This window comes from Cupriavidus sp. OTU4054, assembly GCF_038440175.1.
Classification (GTDB): domain Bacteria; phylum Pseudomonadota; class Gammaproteobacteria; order Burkholderiales; family Burkholderiaceae; genus Cupriavidus; species Cupriavidus pauculus_D.
Genome location: NZ_JASATF010000036.1, coordinates 1 through 20,514, shown reverse-complemented (window position 1 = coordinate 20,514; position 20,514 = coordinate 1). Strand labels below are relative to the sequence as shown.

Below are 20,514 nucleotides of genomic sequence, written 5' to 3'. Positions count from 1 at the left end.
CCGAATGCCTATACGCGCTTTTGCGCCATGCTCGCCCGCGCCTGCATGGCGCTCGGCGTGACCGGGCTGATCCTGCTCGTCGTCGCCGTGCTCGTGCAGGTGTTCGGCCGCTACGTGCTCAACGACACGCCGACATGGGCAGAAACGCTTGCGATGCTGCTCGTGCTGTACGTGACGATGCTCGGCACCGCGGTGGGCGTGCGCGACGCGGGCCATATCGGGCTCGAGTCGCTGCTCGTGCTCGTGCCCCAGCGCGTCCGCCTGAAGCTGGAGATCCTGATTCACGGGCTGGTCGGCACGTTCGGCGCGGTGATGGCCTGGAACTGCGCGCTGCTCGCGCTATCCGTCGCCGACTACAAGCTGCCGACGCTCGGTATCTCGGAAGGCTGGCGCTATGTGCCGCCCGTGATCGCGGGCGTGCTCATCGTGCTGTTCTCGATCGAACACATCATCGCGGTGGTCAAGGGGACCGAAGTGGAGCCCGCATGGCACTGATCATTCTTTCCGTCTGCTTTTTCGGGCTGCTGATTCTCGGCGTGCCGGTCGCGTTTGCGATCGGGCTTTCGGCGGTGGCGACGATCCTCTACGAAGGCCTGCCGCTTGCGGTCGTGTTCCAGCAGATGACGTCGGGCATGAACGCGTTCTCGTTCCTGGCCATTCCGTTCTTTATCTTCGCGGGCGAGCTGATGCTGTACGGCGGCATTGCCGATCGCATCGTCGGGTTTGCCAAGTCGCTGGCCGGCCATGTGCGCGGCGGGCTCGGCATGTCCAACGTGGTGGCCTGCACGCTGTTCGGCGGCGTCAGCGGATCGCCCGTGGCCGACGTGTCGGCGATGGGCGCCGTGATGATCCCGATGATGAAGCGCGAGGGCTATCACGCGGACTATGCGGTCAACGTGACCACGCACGCGGCGCTGGTGGGCGCGCTGATGCCGACGAGCCACAACATGATCATCTACACGCTGGCCGCCGGCGGCAAGGTGTCGATTGCCGCGCTGATTCTGGCCGGCGTGGTTCCCGCGCTGATTCTCACGCTATGCAATCTCGCGGCCGCGTACTTCGTCGCACGCAAGCGCGGCTACCCGGCCGGCACGTTTCCGGGCTGGGAGATGGTCGGCCACTCGCTTGCGGCCGCGTTGCCGGGATTGTTCGTCGTGGTGCTGATTCTCGCGGGCATTCTGTCGGGCGTGTTCACGGCGACCGAGTCCGCGGCGGTGGCGGTGCTCTATGCGCTGACGCTGACCGTGGTGGTCTATCGCTCGCTGACGAAGGAACAGTTCATCCGCGCGGCGGCCAAGGCGGTGAAGACGACGGGTGTGGTGCTGCTGCTGATCGGCATCTCGGGTACGTTCGGCTATCTGATCAGCCTCTATGGCGTGGCCGAGCTCACGGGCCAGTTCCTGAGTTCGCTGTCGACGACCCCGTGGATGATCTTCCTGATGGTCAACGTGCTGCTGTTCGTGCTCGGCACGTTCCTCGACATGGCCGCGACGATCCTGATCTGCACGCCGATCTTTCTGCCGATCTGCCAGCACTACGGCATGGGACCGGTGCAGTTCGGCATGCTGATGCTGATCAATTGCGCGCTGGGGTTGAATACGCCGCCGGTGGGGACCACGCAGTTCGTCGGGTGCGCGATCGGGGGCGTGTCGGTGGGGCAGGTCATGAAGACCATCTGGCCGTTCTACGGCGCGTTGCTGGCGGCGTTGCTGATGGTGACTTACGTGCCGGCGTTTTCGATGTGGCTGCCGGATTTGCTGCTCAAATAAAAACCCCTCTCCCATGGGGAGAGGGGAGTGGGTCGGTCAGGCCTTGCCTTCCGCTTCCCGGTGGTACCGGGTCACGAGGTCCACCTCGTTCTTCGACCCGAGGATCACCGACACGCGCTGATGCAGCTTGGTCGGCTCCACGTCGAGAATCCGGTCATGCCCGTTGGTGGCCGCGCCGCCGGCCTGCTCGACGAGCATCGCCATCGGGTTCGCCTCGTACATCAGGCGCAGCTTGCCCGGCTTGTCCGGATCGCGCTTGTCCCACGGATACAGGAAGATGCCGCCGCGCGTGAGAATGCGGTGCACGTCGGCGACCATCGAGGCGATCCAGCGCATATTGAAGTTCTTGCCGCGCGGACCATCCTCGCCAGCCAGGCATTCGTCGATGTACTGGCGCACGGGCGGCGCCCAGTGGCGCATGTTGGACATGTTGATCGCGAATTCCTTGGTGTCTTCCGGAATCTTGACGTCCTGCTGCGTCAGCACGAAGCTGCCTGCTTCGCGATCGAGCGTGAACATATGCACGCCGTTGCCGACCGTCAGCACCAGCGTCGTCTGCGGACCGTACACCGCGTAGCCGGCCGCCACCTGATGCGTGCCCGGCTGCATGAAGTCCGCCTCGGTCACGGTCTGGCCTGGCTTGGGCATGTGCAGCACCGAGAAGATCGTGCCGATGGACACGTTCACGTCGATGTTCGACGAGCCGTCGAGCGGATCGAACAGCAGCAGGTACTCGCCCTTCGGATAGCGGTTCGGGATCTCGTAGAACGAGTCCATTTCCTCGGACGCCATGGCCGCGAGGTGGCCGCCCCACTCGTTGGCGTCGAGCAGGACCTCGTTGGCGATCACGTCGAGCTTCTGCTGCGTTTCGCCCTGCACGTTGCCGGTGCCGGCCGAGCCGAGCACGCCCGCGAGCGCGCCCTTGCTGACGGCGTTGGAGATGGCCTTGCAGGCGCGGGCAACCACTTCGATCAGCAGCCGCAGCTCGGGCTCAATCGTGTTGTGCTTGCGCTGCTCCTCGACCAGATATCGGGTGAGACTGATGCGTGTCATGGTGGGGTTCTCCTTGGATCGGCGCCATTTTACCGTGGCGCCGACTATGTCCGATATCTTCAGGCGGAAACCGGCCTCAGGCCGACAGCGACTTGCCCACGATCTCGCGCACGTCGCGCGACAGCGTCGAGGACGCCGACACACGTTCCAGCGCCGCCCGCATGCGGTCGCGCAGCGGCAGCGCGTACTTCTGCCAGCGGTCCATCACGCGGGCCAGCCGCGCCGCCACCTGCGGATTGATCGCATCGAGCGCGAGGACCTGATCGGCCCAGAATTCGTAGCCCGAGCCATCCTCGGCGTGGAACTGGGCCGGATTGCCCGAGCAGAAGCTGAAGATCAGCGAACGCGCGCGGTTCGGGTTGCGCAGCGTGAATGCCGGGTGCTCCATCAGGTTGCGCACCACGTCGATCGTGCGCTTGCCCGCGTGCGGCCCCACCTCGCCGCGCTGCATGCCCTGCAGGGAGAACCACTTGTCGATGACCAGCGGATCGTTCTCGAAGCGCTGGTAGAAGTCCGCCAGCGCGTGCTCGCGGCCCGGCGCGAAGCTGTTGACGAGTGCCGACAGCGCGGCAAAGCGGTCCGTCATGTTGTCGGACTCCGCGTAGTGCTTGTCCGCCAGCGCCTGCATGTCGGCATCGCCGGTATCGGCCAGATAGCCAAGCGCAAGGTTGCGCAGCGCGCGGCGCGCGGCGGAATCGGCGTCCGGCGAGTACGGACCGGGCGTCGCATTGGATTCGTACGCGGCCAGCCATTCGGCCTTGAGCGCGCGTGCGAGGCCCTCGCGCAGGAACAGCCGCGCGCGGTGGATCGCGGCGGGATCGGCCACGCCCATGCGCTCGGCCAGATAGGCCTCGGCCGGCAGCATCAGCGCCTGTTCGCGGAACGCGGGGTTCAGCGTGCCGTCGGTGAGCACCGCGCGGAACGCATCGACGAGCGCCTTGCTGAGCTTGAGTTCGCGGCCCGCCTGCGCGTCGGCCACGAGTTCCAGCAGCACGCGCGTGGCGAGGCGCTGGCCAGCCTCCCAGCGGTTGAACGGATCGCTGTCGTGCTCGAGCAGGAACGTCAGCGCGCTGTCGCTGTAGTCGTAGTCGACGATCACGGGCGCGGAGAAATTGCGCAGCAGCGACGGCGTCGGGGCATCGCCCGCAGGCAGCCCGACGAAGCGGAACGTCTGCTCGGCCTGCGTGAAATCGAGCACGCGCGTGGTGTCGCCGGCGGCGGCCTCGCCTTCGAGCCGCAGCGGCAGGTCCTCGCCGTCCTTGCCGATCAGGCCGATCGCGAACGGAATATGGAACGGCTGCTTCTCGGGCGTACCGTCGCGCGTTTCGATGCCGACCTTCGGGCAGCGCTGGGCGAGGGTGATATCCAGCGTGCCCGCGCCGGCGTTCCACGCGGTGCGCACGGTCACCACGGGCGTGCCGGCCTGGCTGTACCAGAGCCCGAACTGCGTCAGGTCGCGGCCGTTGGCATCGGCCATCGCGCGGCGGAAGTCGTCGCACGTCACGGCCTGGCCGTCATGGCGCTCGAAATACAGGTCCATGCCCTTGCGGAAGCCATCGCGGCCGAGCAGCGTCTGGTACATCCGCACGACCTCGGCGCCTTTCTCGTAGACCGTGACCGTGTAGAAGTTGTTGATCTCCTCGTAGCTGTCCGGCCGCACCGGATGCGCCATCGGACCCGCGTCCTCGGGGAACTGCACCTGCCGCAGCACGCGCACGTCCTCGATGCGCTTGACCGCGCGGCCCGACTCCGAGCCCATCATGTCGGCCGAGAACTCCTGATCGCGGAACACGGTCAGGCCTTCCTTGAGCGACAGCTGGAACCAGTCACGGCACGTCACGCGGTTACCGGTCCAGTTATGGAAGTACTCGTGGCCGACCACCGACTCGATGTTCGCGAAGTCCACGTCGGTCGCGGTCTGGGCGTTGGCCAGTACGTACTTGGTGTTGAAGATGTTGAGGCCCTTGTTCTCCATCGCGCCCATGTTGAAGTCGCCGACGGCGACGATCATGAAGCGGTCCAGGTCGAGCTCGAGGCCGAAGCGGCGCTCGTCCCAGTGGATCGAGTTGATCAGCGAGTCCATGGCATGGCGCGTCTTGTCGAGGTCCTGCGCTTCTACCCAGACCTGCAGCAGCTTCTCCTTGCCCGATGCGGACTGGATCCGTTCCTCGATGCATTCGAGCTTGCCGGCGACGAGCGCGAACAGATACGAGGGCTTGCGGAACGGGTCTTCCCAGACCGCCTCGTGGCGGCCGTCGGGCAGCGCCTGCTCGCTCAGCAGGTTGCCGTTGGACAGCAGCACCGGGTAGGCGGCGCGATCCGCGCGCAGCGTGACGCGATAGGTCGTCATCACGTCAGGGCGGTCGAGGAAATAGGTAATGCGCCGGAAACCTTCCGCTTCGCACTGCGTGAAAAAGTTGCCGTTGGAGACGTACAGGCCGGACAGCGTGGTGTTCGCGGCCGGGTTGCACGCGGTGGTGATCTCGAGCGTGCCTTGCGCGGGCAGGCCCGTGAGCGTCAGCGAGCCGGTGGCGGTGGCCACCCCCGCGAACGGCTGGCCGTCGAGGCGCACGCCGACGAGTTCGAGTTCCTCGCCGGCGAGGACCAGCGCGGCATCGGGCGCCGCACCGGGTGCGCGATGGAAGCCCAGCGTGCTCGTGACGATCGTGCGCTGCGGATCGAGTTCGAGCACCAGATCCACGTGGTCGATTGCGAACGCGGGCGGAGTATAGTCCTTGCGATAGACGGTAACGGGCGTATCGGTGCGGAGCATGGGGAATCCTGTGTTCGGTGGTCGTTGGGACAAGCCGTTGAGACAAGGCGGGCGGCGCGGAAGGGTTCGGTGCCGAAGTCCTCATTGTAGCCAACGGGGTTGAAGGAGGTCGGCCGCGGGAACGCGGCGTCACGCAAACGGTCTGAATGGCGTGGCAGGGACATCGATAAGAAGGCGGGAAGAATCGATATGTGGCAGAAAAATTTCAACCGTGGCCGGACACTTGCGCTGGCCTTGCTGGCGGCCCTGTGGCTCTCGGGCTGCGCCAGCACCATCACCACCGAGGTCACGGCGTTCCGCCAGCCCGAATGGCAGAACGACGCGCCACGCACCTATGCGTTCGAGAACTCGCCGCAACAGGAGGCGCAACTGGAGCGCGCCACATACGAACAATGGCTCGCGGCGACGCTGGGCGGCGTGGGATTCGAACAATTGCCGGCCAGTCAGGCACGGTATCTGGTGAGCATGGACTACGACGCCGTCCCCGGAATGGTGCGCGTGGCGGAGACCGTCTACCCCGATCCGTGGTACGGCCCGTGGGGGCCGTACTGGGGACCCTATGGGGGCTACGGCGGCTGGTATCGACCCTACGGGCCGTGGGGTTGGGGCCCGGGCTACTGGCCGCCGCAGACGATCGTGCGCGACGTGCCGGTGACGTTCGCGAGCCTGCGCGTGTTCTTCAAGGATGCGAAGTCGGGCAAGCGCGTCTATCAGGTCACCGCGCGCAACACGACCGAGGGCGGCAGCCTGGCCGGCGTCATGCCCTACATGATCCGGAGCGCGTTCGCCGATTTCCCCGGCGAGAGTGGCCGGCCGCGGCGCGTGACGCTCGAAGTCGAGAAGGCCAAACCATAGGAGGCTTTTTCCCCTTCGGTAGTAAAGCCCATTGAACCGAGACTGAAGAGAAAGTAGGCACACCGCGCATGCGCGCTGGGCTAGAATGGCTGCTCGAATTTTCCGGCCCTCGCCGTTCTGCATGGTGTGGCAGGGCCTTCATCCCGGACGAGCAGAATGACCAGCAAGACTACCGGCGCGGATGTTGCGTCGCAACAAGCCCCCACGCAACCCCCCCAGCACGCCCCCAACAGTCCTGAAGCGCAACTGCGCCTCGCCGCACTCGAATATCACCGCAGCCCCACCAAGGGCAAGATCCAGGTCACGGCCACCAAGGCGCTGTCGAACCAGCGGGACCTGTCGCTGGCGTACTCGCCGGGCGTAGCGTATGCGTGCGAAGAGATTGCCAAGGACCCGGCGATGGCCGCCGAGTACACCTCGCGCGCGAACCTCGTGGCCGTGGTGACCAACGGTACCGCGGTGCTGGGCCTGGGCGACATCGGTCCGCTCGCCGGCAAGCCCGTGATGGAAGGCAAGGGCTGCCTGTTCAAGAAATTCGCCGGCATCGACGTGTTCGACATCGAACTCGATGCCCGTGACCCGGACAAGATCGTCGAGATCGTGGCCGCGCTGGAGCCGACGCTCGGCGGCGTGAACCTCGAGGACATCAAGGCGCCCGAGTGCTTCTACATCGAGAAGAAGCTGCGCGAGCGCATGAACATTCCCGTCTTCCATGACGATCAGCACGGAACCGCGATCATCTCCGCGGCCGCACTGCTGAACGGCCTGAAGGTCGTGGGCAAGGACATCGGCAAGGTCAAGCTGGCCGTGTCGGGTGCCGGCGCCGCGGCCATCGCGTGCCTGGACACCATGGTGAGCCTCGGCGTCAAGCGCGAGAACGTCTACGTGGTGGACTCGAAGGGCGTGATCCATGTGGGCCGCGATGCCAACATGGAAGCCAACAAGGCCCGCTACGCGCAGGACACGTCGGCCCGTACGCTGGCCGACATCGTCAAGGACGCCGACGTCTTCCTGGGCTGCTCGACCGCTGGCGTGCTGACCGGCGACATGGTCAAGACGATGGCCGACAAGCCCATCATCCTGGCCCTGGCCAATCCGGAGCCGGAAATCCGTCCTGAAGTCGCGAAGGCCGCGCGCCCCGACTGCATCATCGCGACCGGCCGTTCGGATTACCCGAACCAGGTCAACAACGTGCTGTGCTTCCCGTACATCTTCCGCGGCGCGCTCGACTGCGGCGCGACCAAGATCACGGAAGAGATGAAGCTGGCCTGCGTGAAGGCGATCGCCGAGCTGGCCGAGGCCGAGCTCAACGACGCCGTGGCGGCCGCTTACGGCGGCGCCGAGCTCAAGTTCGGACCCGACTACATCATCCCGACGCCGTTCGACCAGCGCCTGATCGAGAAGATCGCGCCGGCCGTGGCCAAGGCCGCGGAGGAGTCGGGCGTGGCAACGCGTCCGATCAAGGACCTCGAGGCCTACCGCCAGCAACTGACGCACTACGTCTATCACACCGGCCTGATGATGAAGCCGGTGTTCACGGCCGCCAAGGCCGCGCCGAAGCGCGTGGCCTACGCCGAGGGCGAAGAAGAGCGCGTGCTGCGCGCGGTGCAGAGCGTGGTCGATGAAGGCCTCGCGCGTCCGATCCTGATCGGCCGTCCGCACGTGATCCAGATGCGTATCGACAAGGCCGGCCTGCGCCTGCGCCCGGGCGTGGACTTCGAACTCGTGAACCCCGAGGACGATCCCCGTTACCGCGCATACCACGAGGCCTACCACGCGCTGCGTGGCCGCGACGGCGTGACGCCGGACATGGCCAAGGTGGCGCTGCGCCGCTCGAACACGCTCATCGGCACGATGCTGATGCATATGGGCGATGCCGACGCGCTGCTGTGCGGCACGGTGGGCCGCTTCGAGGGTCACCTCGAGCACGTCCGCGACGTCATCGGCATGAAGCCGGAGGCCAAGGTCTTCGCGGCCATGAACGCGCTGATGCTCGAAAAGTACACGCTGTTCATCACCGACACGTTCGTCAACGACGATCCGACCGCTGAAGAACTGGCCTGCATCACGCAGCTGGCCGCCGAGGAAATCTCGCGCTTCGGCCTGCATCCGAAGGTCGCGCTGATGTCGCACTCGATGTTCGGGTCGTCGACGCGTCCGTCGGCCCGCAAGATGCGCGATGCCGCCGAGATCCTGTCGAAGGTGGCGCCGCAGCTCGAGGTGGAAGGCGAGATGCAGGGCGACGCCGCGCTGGTCGAGGACGTGCGCCGTCACTTCCTGCCGTCCACGAAGCTGGCGGGCAGCGCCAACCTGCTGGTCATGCCGACGCTGGACGCGGCCAATATCGCGTTCAACCTGCTCAAGATCACGGGCGGGCAGGGCGTGACGGTCGGCCCGATCCTGCTGGGCGCGGCCAAGCCGGTGCATATCCTGAACCCGCAGGCGACGACGCGCCGTATCGTCAATATGACGGCGGTTGCGGTCGCCGAGGCTGGCGCGCTGCGCTAAGCGCTACGCCCCAAAAAAAAGCCGGGTCCTCGGACCCGGCTTTTCCTTTCCCTGTGTGCGCAGCTATTGCAACACGTTGTACTGCTCGCGCATGACCACAATGATCGAACGCGCTGCCGCGAGTTGCTGCGTCACGTCATCGAAGGTGTCCGCGCGGAAGTCCACTTCCGCACTCCAGTTGCAACCGGTGTGATCGGGCTGATGCACGCGCATCGCGTGCAGCTCCACCTCACCGCACTCCGGATTGTTATCCAGGCACTGGCTCAGGATCGCCATCAATTCCGAACGGGTTTTCGCATAGCGCCGCATGAGTCACCTCACTCGTTCCTGTCACGTGGTTCCGGCACAGAGTCCGGAAACCCATTTAAGGACTAAGAGGTGACTGTCGCCAATTGAATCGGCCTATGGAGTCCCTGCTTTCAATCTCGCTTCAATGCCGCAGTGCGGCATATTAGCGAGGCCGCGTCAGAACTTGTGACGGATACCCACCCCGAAACTGTCGCCGTGCTCGATGCCGGTGACCTTGTCGTAGTAGTAGGCCGCATACAGGTCCGTGCGCTTTGACAGGTTGTAGTCGTAGGCCAGTGCGAACGTGTTGCGCTTGAAGTCCGCGACCGCATTCTCGGTCTTGCCGTACGCGTACGTCGCCAGCACCGCGCCCGCGCCCACCGGCACCGAAGCGCCGACCTGGCCGTTCGTGTGCTTGATGTCGCCGTTCGGATTGGCCGCGCTGATGCTCGTCTTGATGTACTGCGCCTGCGCGAACAGCTTGACGATGCGGAAGTCGTAAGAGACGCCGCCCTGTACCGCGGTCTGCTTGCTGACACCGGTCAGCAGCGGGTTCGTCGAGTTCGTGACGTCGAACGGCGCGTTGTCGAACTTGACCTGCTGGAACGCGAGCGTCGCGCCGAAGTTGCCATTGAAGTAGGTCACGTTGCCGCCCCACTTGTTCTGGCTGTAGTTGCCGGCGTTCTCGCCCAGGCCGTAGATGAAGTTGGCGGTCAGGCCGCCCCAGGTCGGCGTCGAGTACAGGATCGAGTTGTTCCAGCCCGAATCGCCGATGATGCCGGGGTCGAACACCTGGGCATTGCCGGACGTCAGGTAGGTGTGGAACACCATCGGCGAGAATACGTACGAGTCGACCAGCGGGTTGAAGATGATGGTCGAGACGAAGTACGGCGTGGTATTGCGGCCGAGCTTCAGCGAACCGAAGTTGTTGTTCTCGAGACCGACGAACGCGTTGCGGCTGAACATCGAGTCGCCATCGAAGCGGCCGACGCGGCCGTTGTCGGTCCGGTAGAACGCGTTGAGGTCGAAGATCGCGCGCGTGCCCGCGCCCAGGTCTTCCGAACCCTTGATGCCCCAGTAGGACGTCTGCATGCCGCCCGAGTTCGCCACGAAGGCGCGCTCGCCGGTGCCCGGATTCTTAATGCCGCCGATAAACATATCGGCCTGGCCGTAAAGCGTGACGCCCGATTGCGCGAGGGTGGCGCCCGAATACAGGACAGCCGCGATCGCCGCCAGCTTGAAAGCCGGCTTGTAGTGCTTCGACATGGGTAAAGACCTCCGTGGTTTGGTACCGCTCAGAACGCTGTGTGCTGGGTCCGCTGTGGCAGCCGGCGCGGTACGCCTCTGGTGGGCGCTGCCGCGTGCCGGCATGGCGAACGACGTTCCTTCGCTCTGATCTCTCTCTTCTTTATTCGCCCGATTTTTTGGCTCAGCGGGATACTAAGTCGTCGAGCCGAAACTGTGCAATGCGATGAATCTGGTTGATGCACGTTTGCAACTCGACGTCGGGTGCGTTGTCGATGCGTCTTGCAAATTCCGCGATGATGCCGTGCCGATCGTAGCCACGCACCGCGAGAATGAACGGGAAGCCGAACTTGCGGTTGTAGTCCGCGTTGAGCTGCTGCAGGCGTTCGAACTCCTCGGGCGTGCACAGGTGCAGGCCCGCGCCGCTCTGCTCGCGCGTGGACTCGTCGGTAAGCTCGCCGCGTACCGCGGCCTTGCCCGCGAGCTCCGGGTGCGCGCGCACGAGCGCGAGTTGCGCCTCGCGGCCCGCGTGATCGACGGCCTCGCGGAGCGCCGCGGCCAGCGAGGCCAGGTCGGCAAACGGGCGTTTGCGAGCGGCCGACTCGGCGAACCATGGGGAATGCTCGTAGATGCCGCCGAGGACCGCGACGAACTCGGCCTCGGGCATCGCGTTGAGCTGGGCGAGGGTGTAGTGCATGCCTGCCGCGCTCATGCCTGGCCTCCGTACGGATGGGTCTCGATCCAGTGGCGCGCGATATCCACGCGGCGGCAGATCCAGACCTTGTCATGTTCCTGCACGTAGTCGAGAAAGCGCTGCAGCGCGCGGAAGCGTCCGGGCCGGCCGAGCAGGCGGCAATGCATGCCCACCGACAGCATCTTCGGGCGGTCGAGCCCGCGCGGATCGCCTTCGGCATACAGCACGTCGAATGCGTCCTTGAGGTACTGGAAGAACTGCTCGCCCGTGTTGAAGCCCTGCGGCGTGGCAAAGCGCATATCGTTGGAGTCGAGCGTGTAGGGCACCACGAGGTGCGGCTTCTTCTCGCCGCCCGTGACTTCCACCTCGGTCCAGAAGGGCAGGTCGTCGCCATAGTAATCGGCGTCGTAGAGCAGTCCGCCGTGCTCGACGACGAGCCGGCGCGTATTGGGGCTGTCGCGGCCCGTGTACCAGCCGAGCGGCATCGCGCCCGTCATCTCGCGGATGATCTCCATGCCGATGCGCATGTGTTCACGCTCGGTGGCCTCGTCCATGTTCTGGTAGTGGATCCAGCGCCAGCCGTGGCAGGCGATCTCGTGGCCGAGCTCGACGAACGCGCGCGTGACGTCGGGATGCCGCTGCAGCGCCATCGAGACACCGAAGATCGTGAGCGGCAGGCCGCGGCGTTCGAACTCGCGCAGGATGCGCCAGACGCCCGCGCGCGAGCCGTACTCGTACACGCCCTCCATGCTCATATGGCGGTCCGGATAGGCGGCCGCGCCGATGATCTCCGACAGGAACTGCTCGGAGCCGGCATCGCCGTGCAGCACGTTGTTCTCGCCGCCTTCCTCGTAGTTGAGGACGAACTGGAGCGCGACGCGCGCGCCGCCGGGCCAGCGTGCGTGCGGCGGTTCGGCGCCGTAGCCGACGAGGTCGCGTGGATAGTGTTGGGAATCGTTGTGTTGGCTCATGGCTGCTGCGTGGTAGTTATTCGGTGCCGTGAGAGTTGGCGGCGGCATTGCGCATGGCTTCTTCGGCCGACTGCATGCCGTTGTAGAACAGGTTCAGCGCCACCGCGACGATCGTGCCGAGCACGATGCCGCTATGCGTGAACGGATCGGTCCACTTCGGCAGGTACTGGAACAGCGTGGGGGAGAGCGTCGGGACCATGCCGAAGCCGATCGAGATCGCGACGATGAACAGGTTGTGGCGATTGCGGTTGAAGTCGCACGACCCAAGGATGCGGATACCGGTGGCGGCGACCATGCCGAACATCACGATGCCGGCGCCGCCGAGCACGAACTGCGGCACCGAGGCCACGACGTGCGCCATCTTCGGAAACAGCCCGAACGCGATCAGGATCAGCCCGCCAGCCACGGCCACATAGCGCGAGCGCACGCCGGTCACGGTCACGAGGCCCACGTTCTGCGAGAACGACGTGTACGGGAACGTGTTGAACACCCCGCCGACGATCGTGCCGAGGCCGTCGGCGCGCAGGCCGTTGGTGAGTTCGCGATTGGTCAGCCGCTTGCCCGTGATGTCGGCCAGCGCGAGGAACATGCCCGTGGATTCCACGAGCGTGATCAGCATGACGATGCACATCGACAGCACGGCGGTGAGCTGGAACGTCGGCATGCCGAAGTGCAGCGGCGTGATGACGGCCACGAGGCTCGCCTCGTGCAGGCCTTCGAACGACACCTTGCCGAATGCCATCGCGACGAGCGTGCCGGCGATGATCCCGAGCAGCACCGCGCAGTTGGCGATGAGCCCGCGCCCGTACTTGGTCAGCACGAGGATGACCACGAGCACGAGACCCGCGATGGCGAGGTTGCCGAGGTCGCCGTAGGCGAGGTTCGGCACGTCCTTGACCACGCCGTCGATGACCGCGCGCGTGGTCGGCTGGCCGCCGCCGGCCCAGTTGATGCCCACCCGCATCAGCGAGATGCCGATGAGCGTGATCACGGTGCCGGTCACCACGGGCGGAAAGAGCCCGAGCATGCGTCCCATCAGCGGCGCGATCAGTATCCCGAAGATGCCGGAGGCGATCACCGCGCCGTAGATGCCGAGCAGGCCGATCTCGGGATCGCCGCCGATGGCGATCATCGGTGCCACCGCCGCGAACGTGACGCCCATCATGACCGGCATGCGGATGCCGAAGCGCCAGAAGCCGAGCGCCTGGATCAGCGTGGCGATGCCGGCGGCGAACAGGTCCGCGTTGATGAGGAAGGCAAGCTGGTCCTTGGGAAGCTTGAGCGCGCCGCCGACGATCAGCGGTACCGCCACCGTGCCCGCGTACATCACCAGCACGTGCTGCAGGCCCAGGGCCAGCAGCCGGCCCGAGGGAAGTCGTTCGTTGATGCGGTCGGCCGGGGTCGCCGTGTCCGTCGCATCGGTCGAATCAGTCGTACGCGTGCTACTCGCGGAAGTCATGGGTGTCTCCTTCTCCGATTGGGGAAATCCGTGCCTCCACTCCCGGGCATTGGCGTTGGGCACGCGCGGCGGCTCTGTGGCGCCTGTGGCAAAGCGTGCGGGACCGGGTCGCAACAGAGGCGCGGAGCAAACCGCGCGCCAGCATCAGCGGGTGTGTCCCCCGCCTTGTCCAAGCACGCTGCGCAGATCGAAATTGCCGGGTTCGTCGGGTTGCACGCGATCGGCGCAGGCGCCAAGGTGGTGCGCCATGCGCGCCTGCGCCAGTGCGGCATCGCCCGCTTCCAGTGCATCGAGGATGTCGTCGTGCTCGTCGAACGAGCAGGCGTTGTGCCCCGGCGCTTCCACGCTCGCGATCATCAACGTCGTGCGCGAGACCAGCCGGCGCATCATCGTCACGAGCAGTGCGTTGCCCGAAAGTTCGGCCAGCGCGGTATGGAATTCGGCCGACAGACGGATCCATCGCGGCCGTTCGTGCGAGAGGAATGCCTGCCGTTCGGTCGCGACCATGCGGCGCAGCGGGGCGATCACGCTCTTGACGTCGGCGCGCGCGGCCAGCTTGTCTAGCACGGCGCGCTCGAGCATCTGGCGCAGTTCGAACATGTCGTGGGCCTCGTCCGTGGAGGGGCTCGCGATAAAGGCGCCGCGGTTCGGCTCCAGGTCCACCATGCCGTCCGCCGCCAGCCGCGAGAGCACCTTGCGGACCGTGTGGCGCGCGGTGGCATAGATCTCGCAAAGCGATTGCTCGGTGAGCTTCGTGCGCGGGGGCAGGCGGTGCTCCATGATCGCGTCGTAGATCTCGTGATACATGCGCTCCTCCACCGATCCCTTGCGCGCGGGCTTGAGGTCGGCGGCCGGCAGCTCGTCGGTGGCGGCGGCAATCAGCTTGAGATTCTTGGACATGGCGATCTGCGGCGGGGAAGGGCGCTGAGAAAATTGTTGACAATTATTTGGATGGGGATTCAATATTGTCAACAAAACAAGTCAAGGTTTTCGACAAATCCGGGTAAGTACGGAGTTGTCAGGCGCGATGGAGTAGCGCATCTTCGCCTCCATCGCACAACGTTGCAGCCGCACGGCTGCAAGCGCCGGGATGCGTGAATACACGTACCGAGCGGGCACCATTCCCACAAATGGTGCTAGTGAAGGCAGCGGCGCCTATCACAACCCAAACCGTCAAGGACGAACAGGATGGGACGCCTCACTACGCACGTGCTGGACACGGCCGCCGGTATTCCCGGGCAAGGCATGTCGATCGCACTCCATAAAATTGTCAACAATCAGCGCGAAACGCTCAAGCGCCTCGTGACCAATCACGATGGCCGCTGCGACGCGCCGCTGCTCGAAGGCGACGCGCTCGTGCCCGGCGTCTACGAACTCGAGTTCGGCGCCGGCGACTACTTCCGCGCGCAAGGGGTCACGCTGCCCGATCCCGCTTTCCTCGACGTGGTGACGCTGCGCTTCGGCATTGCCGATGCCGCCGCGCACTACCACGTGCCGCTGCTGGTCTCGCCGTGGTCGTACTCGACCTACCGCGGCAGCTGATCGGGCGCGGGGAAGGAGACACATCATGGAAGGCTATATCCTCGACTGGTTCAACATGCTGCTGCGATGGGCGCACGTGATCACCGCGATCGCGTGGATCGGCTCGTCGTTCTATTTCGTCTGGCTCGACAACTCGCTGACGCGCCCCGACGATCCCGAACTCAAGGCCCGCGGCGTCGATGGCGAACTGTGGGCCGTGCACGGCGGCGGGTTCTACAACCCGCAGAAGTACCTGACCGCGCCAAAGCACCTGCCGCCGAACCTGCACTGGTTCTATTGGGAGTCCTACTCGACCTGGATGACCGGCTTCGCGCTGCTGGTGGTGCTGTATCTGTTCAACGCAAGCACGTTCCTGATCGACAAGAACGTCTGGGACATGTCGCCCGGCGCGGCGGTCGGCTTCGCGGTGTCCTATCTGCTGATCGGCTGGGTGGTCTACGACTGCATCTGCCGTGTCTTCGGCAAGAGCGACCGCATGGTCGGCATCATGGTGGCGGTCTACGTGGCGCTGGCCGCGTTCGTCGCGTGCCACGTGTTCTCGGGCCGCGCGGCGTTCCTGCTGACCGGCGCGATGATCGCGACGATCATGAGCGCGAACGTGCTGGTGTGGATCATCCCGGGGCAACGCAAGGTCGTGGCCGCGCTGAAGGCGGGGCAGCCCGTCGATCCGATCCACGGCAAGCGCGGCAAGCAGCGCAGCGTGCACAACACCTACTTCACGTTGCCCGTGCTGTTCGCGATGCTCTCGAACCACTACAGCATGACGTACGCGCACAAGTACAACTGGCTGGTGCTGATCCTGATCATGCTGGCGGGCGTACTGGTGCGGCAGTTCTTTATCCTCAAGCACAAGGGCAAGATCAATATCGCCTGGCCCGCCGCGGGCGTGGCGGTGCTCGGTGTGGTGGCGTTCATCATCGCGCCGCAGCCGCGTCCGGTCGTGGCGAGTGCCGGCGGCGCCGATGCTGCCGGGAATGCTGCCGCGAATGCCGTGAGCTTCCACAAGGTGCAGGAGATCATCAACGCGCGATGCGTGCAGTGCCACGCGGAGCAGCCGAAGATGATGCCGACCGCCGCCAAGGGCATCAAGCTCGATACGGTGGACGAAATCAAGGCGCACGCGCAGCTGATCTATCAGCAGGCGGTGCAGCAGAAGGCCATGCCGCTCGGCAACGTCACGCAGATCACGGACGACGAGCGCGCATTGCTGGGGCAATGGTTCGAGGGTGGGGCGGCGACCGCCAACTGACCCACTGAAACGGGCATCGGTGATCGACGGCCCGGCTCAAACCAGACCGTCGATGGTTTGAACGGGGCATCCGCCCCGTTTTTTTGCGTCTGCAGGGCTGGATCAGCCGCCGACGTTGAATAGCGCCAGCAGGCCCAGCACCAGGAAGATCGCCGCAGCGATCTTGTGTACCAGCGCGATCGGCATCTTGTTCGCGAACTTGTCGCCCAGCAGCACGGCGGGCGCGTTGGCGAGCATCATGCCGAACGTCGTGCCGGCCACGACCGCGATGACCTGCGTGGGAAAGCGCGCGGCGAGCGCAACGGTGGCGATCTGCGTCTTGTCGCCCATCTCCGCGAAGAAGAACGCGACGATCGTCGTGCCGAGAATGCCGATGGCGCCCTTGACCGGCTTCGCCTGCTCGGCGTCGTCGAGCTTGTCGGGGATCAGCATCCACCCGGCCATCGCGATAAAGCCGAGGCCGAGAATCCATCGCAGCAGATTGGCGCCGAGCACATGCGTGATCCAGCCGCCCAGCGCACCGGCAAAGCCGTGATTGACGAGCGTGGCGATCAGGATGCCAAGGATGATGGGAACAGGCTTGCGATACCGTGCGGCGAGCACGAGAGACAGCAGCTGGGTTTTGTCGCCCATTTCGGCGAGCGCCACGATACCCGTGGAGACGAGGAATGATTCCATCTTTTGTGTGGGAACAACCCGGGCCGCAATGCATCGCGAGATGCCAATGACACTCGCCTTTCCCGGCCCGGCCAGAAAGGAGAGGTCATCGGTCTCGCCAGGCCCCTGTACCGTGGTACATGACTGCGCACGCCATAACTGGAAACCCAGTCAAGTCTGTTGACGTACGCCCCCGTTCACGACATGGCATGGCATCGCATGGCATGGAACGAGGCGGCTACTCCCCAATGGAAGGCCGCATTATAACGGTGCGGCCTCGCGCCGTCCACCTTCAGGTCGGCACCGGTGCGTTCTCGCTGGTCTGGCGCCCGCGAAAATCGGTCCAGCACAGCGCCTTGAAGTCATAGAGCTTGCAGCGGCGGGCCGTGTCGAAATACCAGCGCCACGAGAAGTTCTCGACGATGATGCGGCCCGGCAGCGCGTGCTCGAGCAGCGCCTGCGCGCGTTTGAGCTGGTACAGCGGCACGCTCATGTCCACGTGGTGTGCCGTATGTTCCATGATGTGATGGAGCGCCGCGCCAATGCCATGGCGGAAGCGCAGATGCACGGTCGTCGAGACGAACGGCTGCGCCTTGGCCCACATCGCCTTGGTGTCGTACCAGGCCACGCTCGTATGCGTATGGTGAACGTAGAGCACGAAGCCGACCGTCAGGTTCCAGACGAGGAACGGCAGCACGAAGCCGGTGGCCACCAGCAGCGTCACGGACTGGTCCGTGGCGAGCGCCAGCGCGGCCAGCGTGCCGATCCACAGCGCGCCGAACGCGGCCACGAGCACGCAGTCCCACGTGAAGATGGCGCGGCGCGTGGCCATCTGCCGCTTGCTCGGGAAGAACATCTTGAACCACCAGATCTCCACGAGGTAGTAGAGCCCCGCGCCGAAGCCGTTGCGGTACACGCGCTCCAGCGCGCGGCGCCAGCGCGGCAACGCGCGGAATTCCTCGAGCGAGTAGGGCGCCCAGACGAAGTCGAAGCCCTTGAGGTTCGTGTAGCCGTGGTGCACGACGTTATGGCCCACTTCCCACAGGCTGTACGGTGTCAGCGAGGGCAGGAACGTCAGCCGGCCGATCCACTTGTTGAGGCCGCGGCGCGCGGTCAGGCTCTGGTGGCAGGCATCGTGGCCGATGATGAACAGCCGTGCGATCACGAGGCCGGCCAGCACGCCGATGCCGAGCTTGGCCCACCACGGCGTCACCAGCACGAGTGCGGCCATCACGGCCGCGAACAGCAGGTAGTCGAACGCGAACAGCATGAGCGCGCGCGGCGTGCTGCGCCGGCCCAGCGGAATCAGCCAGCCGCGGATGACCTTGCGGCCCGGCAGCGGTGCGTCGGCCGCGATGGGCTCGGGCAGTTCCGTGGAGGCGGACTGGCGTCCGGGCTGGGCGGCCCTGGAATGGTCGGGGCCGGGGGTGGCGAACGCACTGGCTTCGGTCAGTGCGTTGTCGGAGCGGGCAGGCATGCGGTTCTTCCGGTATCGGTCATGGTGATGGCCGGAAGAGGCTAAAGGGCTTTGGTGACAATTGTGTTGATGTTCATCAAGCCATAGCAGATAAGCCATATTTGGGCGCCGTTGCCTCCCCTACGGCCTTGCCCATGATGTAGACATCCTCGATCACGCGGTCGTCGCCAAGCATCGCGAACGCGAACAACTGCTCCTCGAGCGTCTCCGAGCGGCTGCTGCGGCGGGCGATCAGCGGCGTGGCATCGGGATCGAGCACAATGAAGTCGGCCTCGCAGCCGGCCTCGAAGCTGCCGATGCGGTCCGCCCAGCCCAGCGCCTCGGCCGCGGCGCGCGTGGCAAGGTAGAACATGCGCAGCGCGGTCAGGTGATAGCCGCCCATGCGGGCCACCTTGTGCGCGGCATTCATCGTGCGGAACATCGAGAACGAGGTGCCGCCGCCCACGTCGGTGGCCAGCGTCACGTTGAGGCGGTGGGCATCGGACTGGTGGAAGTCGTAGAACCCGCTGCCCAGGAACAGGTTCGAGGTCGGGCAGTGCGCCACGGCCGCGCCGCTGTCGGCCAGGCGCCGGCGGTCGTCGGGGTCGAGGTAGATCGCATGCCCGTAGAACGCGCCGGGCCGCAGCAGGCCGTAGCGGTCGTAGACATCGAGATAGCTGCGCGCGTCGGGAAACAGCTCGGCCACCCACTTGACCTCGTCGCGGTTCTCGGCGACGTGCGTCTGGATAAACGCGTCCGGATGCGCGCGCGCGAGTTCGCCGCACGCGGCCAGCTGCGCCTCGCTGGAGGTGGGCGCGAAGCGCGGCGTGATCGCGTACGCGAGGCGGCCCTTGTTGTGCCACTTCGAGAGCAGGTCGGCGGAGTCGCGCGCGCCGGTTTCCGCGGTATCGCGCAGGAAGTCGGGGCAGTTGCGGTCCATCATCACCTTGCCGGTGATCATGCGCAGGTTGCGCGCCTCGCTCGCGGCAAAGAGCGCGTCAGCCGACGTCGCGTGCACGGTGCTCCAGACCAGCGCGCTCGTGGTGCCGTTGCGCAGCAGCTCGTCGGTGAAGAAGTCCGCCACCGCGCGGGCATAGGCGGGCTCGGAGAAGCGGCGCTCCTCGGGAAACGTGTAGGTGTCGAGCCAGTGCAGCAGGCCCGGCGACGGCGACGCGATGATATCGGTCTGCGGATAGTGGATATGCGTGTCGATAAAGCCCGGCACGATCAGCTTGCCGCGATGGTCGATCAGTTCGGCATCGGCCGGCAGCGTCGGCGCGAGCGTGGCGTAGTCGCCCGCCGCGGCAATGCGGCCGCCCTTCACGACCAGCACACCGTCTTCCCAATACTCGTAGCCGTCGTCGTGGAACTGCGGGTCGCGCAGGAAATGCAGGATGCGGCCGCGAATGACACGCGTGGCGCCGCCTTGCGGCTGGCTCGGGAAGGACAATGTGTTGGTCATCATGTGGTCTTGTTAAGGTGTCGCCCAGAAGTGGTCGACCTCGGCGAGATACTCGGCCTTCAGCGATGGGGGCAAAAAGGCCGCTTCGAAAGAATGGCGCGCGAGCTTGTGCGCGTCCCTGGCGTCGAGCGGCAGCGCGTCGAACGTGGCTTCCCAGTTGGCGTTCATATAGCCGCCGAAGTAGGCCGGATCGTCCGAGTGCAGCGTCACGACCACGCCGGCGTCGAGCATGCGCTTGGCCGGATGGTCGCGCAGGTCCGGATAGACCTTGAGCTTGACGTTGGAGAGCGGGCAGACGGTCAGTGCGATGCGCTCTTTCGCGAGGCGCGCGATCAGCGCGTCGTCATCGATGGCGCGCACGCCGTGGTCGATGCGCTCCACGTGGAGGATGTCGAGCGCGTCGGTCACGTACTGCGCCGGGCCTTCCTCGCCCGCGTGCGCGACGAGGCGAAGACCCAGTTCCTTCGCGCGCGCGCACACGCGCGCGCACTTCTCGGGGGGGTGGCCCCCCGCCGGGGGGTGGGGCCCCCCCC

The 20,514-nt window shown here is 65.6% G+C and carries 18 protein-coding genes and 1 riboswitch; of the genes, 6 read left to right on the top strand and 12 right to left on the bottom strand.

Features of this window, described 5'->3' with window-relative positions; all coding sequences use genetic code 11:
• The first annotated feature begins 45 nt into the window (after nt 1-45).
• Together AAHB16_RS29085 and AAHB16_RS29080 are read left to right on the top strand one after the other, a co-directional pair.
• Entirely contained in the window at nt 46-495 is a 450-nt protein-coding gene (locus tag AAHB16_RS29085) for a TRAP transporter small permease (RefSeq protein ID WP_446718145.1), read from the top strand.
• Complete coding sequence (locus tag AAHB16_RS29080; protein WP_150372395.1) at nt 486-1,769, top strand: TRAP transporter large permease; 1,284 nt, start codon at nt 486-488, stop codon at nt 1,767-1,769. Before AAHB16_RS29085 ends, AAHB16_RS29080 begins: the two co-directional genes overlap by 10 nt.
• 36 nt (nt 1,770-1,805) lie before the next feature.
• Here the strand turns inward: AAHB16_RS29080 and AAHB16_RS29075 are convergent, their stop codons facing one another.
• On the bottom strand, nt 1,806-2,822 hold the full coding sequence (locus AAHB16_RS29075; RefSeq protein WP_150372394.1) for a class 1 fructose-bisphosphatase: 1,017 nt from the start codon (nt 2,820-2,822) through the stop codon (nt 1,806-1,808).
• A gap of 76 nt (nt 2,823-2,898) precedes the next feature.
• The gene (pepN, locus tag AAHB16_RS29070; RefSeq protein WP_342052611.1) at nt 2,899-5,595 is read right to left on the bottom strand and encodes an aminopeptidase N; all 2,697 of its coding nucleotides are present in this window, start codon (nt 5,593-5,595) and stop codon (nt 2,899-2,901) included.
• A gap of 189 nt (nt 5,596-5,784) precedes the next feature.
• Between pepN and AAHB16_RS29065 the strand changes: the two genes are divergently transcribed.
• Together AAHB16_RS29065 and AAHB16_RS29060 are read left to right on the top strand one after the other, a co-directional pair.
• Nucleotides 5,785-6,450 carry a DUF4136 domain-containing protein gene (locus tag AAHB16_RS29065; protein WP_150372392.1) on the top strand — a complete coding sequence of 222 codons (666 nt, stop codon included), beginning with the start codon at nt 5,785-5,787 and terminating at the stop codon, nt 6,448-6,450.
• Between the two features lie 156 nt (nt 6,451-6,606).
• Nucleotides 6,607-8,958, top strand: a complete 2,352-nt coding sequence (locus AAHB16_RS29060) for an NADP-dependent malic enzyme (RefSeq protein WP_342052610.1) — start codon at nt 6,607-6,609, stop codon at nt 8,956-8,958.
• A gap of 63 nt (nt 8,959-9,021) precedes the next feature.
• Here the strand turns inward: AAHB16_RS29060 and AAHB16_RS29055 are convergent, their stop codons facing one another.
• From AAHB16_RS29055 to AAHB16_RS29030, 6 genes are all read right to left on the bottom strand, one after another.
• A complete protein-coding gene (locus AAHB16_RS29055; RefSeq protein ID WP_150372390.1) occupies nt 9,022-9,267 on the bottom strand; it encodes a hypothetical protein in 246 nt (81 codons plus the stop codon).
• A gap of 156 nt (nt 9,268-9,423) precedes the next feature.
• Nucleotides 9,424-10,512, bottom strand: coding sequence for a porin (locus AAHB16_RS29050; protein WP_150372389.1), 1,089 nt, complete (start codon nt 10,510-10,512; stop codon nt 9,424-9,426).
• A gap of 163 nt (nt 10,513-10,675) precedes the next feature.
• Nucleotides 10,676-11,203: a 2-oxo-4-hydroxy-4-carboxy-5-ureidoimidazoline decarboxylase gene (uraD, locus tag AAHB16_RS29045; RefSeq protein ID WP_342052609.1), complete on the bottom strand. Its 528-nt coding sequence runs from the start codon at nt 11,201-11,203 to the stop codon at nt 10,676-10,678.
• Complete coding sequence (puuE, locus tag AAHB16_RS29040; RefSeq protein WP_342052608.1) at nt 11,200-12,156, bottom strand: allantoinase PuuE; 957 nt, start codon at nt 12,154-12,156, stop codon at nt 11,200-11,202. Before puuE ends, uraD begins: the two co-directional genes overlap by 4 nt.
• Nucleotides 12,157-12,172: 16 nt before the next feature.
• A complete protein-coding gene (locus tag AAHB16_RS29035) occupies nt 12,173-13,615 on the bottom strand; it encodes a nucleobase:cation symporter-2 family protein (RefSeq protein WP_223851293.1) in 1,443 nt (480 codons plus the stop codon).
• A 144-nt stretch (nt 13,616-13,759) separates the two neighbouring features.
• Nucleotides 13,760-14,515 (bottom strand): GntR family transcriptional regulator, encoded by a 756-nt coding sequence (locus AAHB16_RS29030; protein WP_342052607.1) that lies wholly within the window; start codon nt 14,513-14,515, stop codon nt 13,760-13,762.
• 288 nt (nt 14,516-14,803) lie between these two features.
• Between AAHB16_RS29030 and uraH the strand changes: the two genes are divergently transcribed.
• A complete protein-coding gene (uraH, locus tag AAHB16_RS29025) occupies nt 14,804-15,157 on the top strand; it encodes a hydroxyisourate hydrolase (protein WP_150372385.1) in 354 nt (117 codons plus the stop codon).
• A gap of 25 nt (nt 15,158-15,182) precedes the next feature.
• Nucleotides 15,183-16,406 (top strand): urate hydroxylase PuuD, encoded by a 1,224-nt coding sequence (locus AAHB16_RS29020; protein WP_342052606.1) that lies wholly within the window; start codon nt 15,183-15,185, stop codon nt 16,404-16,406.
• Between the two features lie 102 nt (nt 16,407-16,508).
• Here the strand turns inward: AAHB16_RS29020 and AAHB16_RS29015 are convergent, their stop codons facing one another.
• From AAHB16_RS29015 to AAHB16_RS29000, 4 genes are all read right to left on the bottom strand, one after another.
• The gene (locus AAHB16_RS29015; RefSeq protein ID WP_150372383.1) at nt 16,509-17,084 is read right to left on the bottom strand and encodes a TMEM165/GDT1 family protein; all 576 of its coding nucleotides are present in this window, start codon (nt 17,082-17,084) and stop codon (nt 16,509-16,511) included.
• A gap of 27 nt (nt 17,085-17,111) precedes the next feature.
• Nucleotides 17,112-17,322, bottom strand: a riboswitch (yybP-ykoY riboswitch).
• Nucleotides 17,323-17,355: 33 nt separating this feature from the next.
• The gene (locus AAHB16_RS29010; RefSeq protein WP_150372382.1) at nt 17,356-18,540 is read right to left on the bottom strand and encodes a fatty acid desaturase; all 1,185 of its coding nucleotides are present in this window, start codon (nt 18,538-18,540) and stop codon (nt 17,356-17,358) included.
• 76 nt (nt 18,541-18,616) lie between these two features.
• The gene (guaD, locus tag AAHB16_RS29005) at nt 18,617-19,981 is read right to left on the bottom strand and encodes a guanine deaminase (protein WP_342052626.1); all 1,365 of its coding nucleotides are present in this window, start codon (nt 19,979-19,981) and stop codon (nt 18,617-18,619) included.
• A 12-nt stretch (nt 19,982-19,993) separates the two neighbouring features.
• On the bottom strand, nt 19,994-20,514 hold a 521-nt coding region (locus AAHB16_RS29000), incomplete at its 5' end, for an adenosine deaminase family protein (protein ID WP_342052605.1).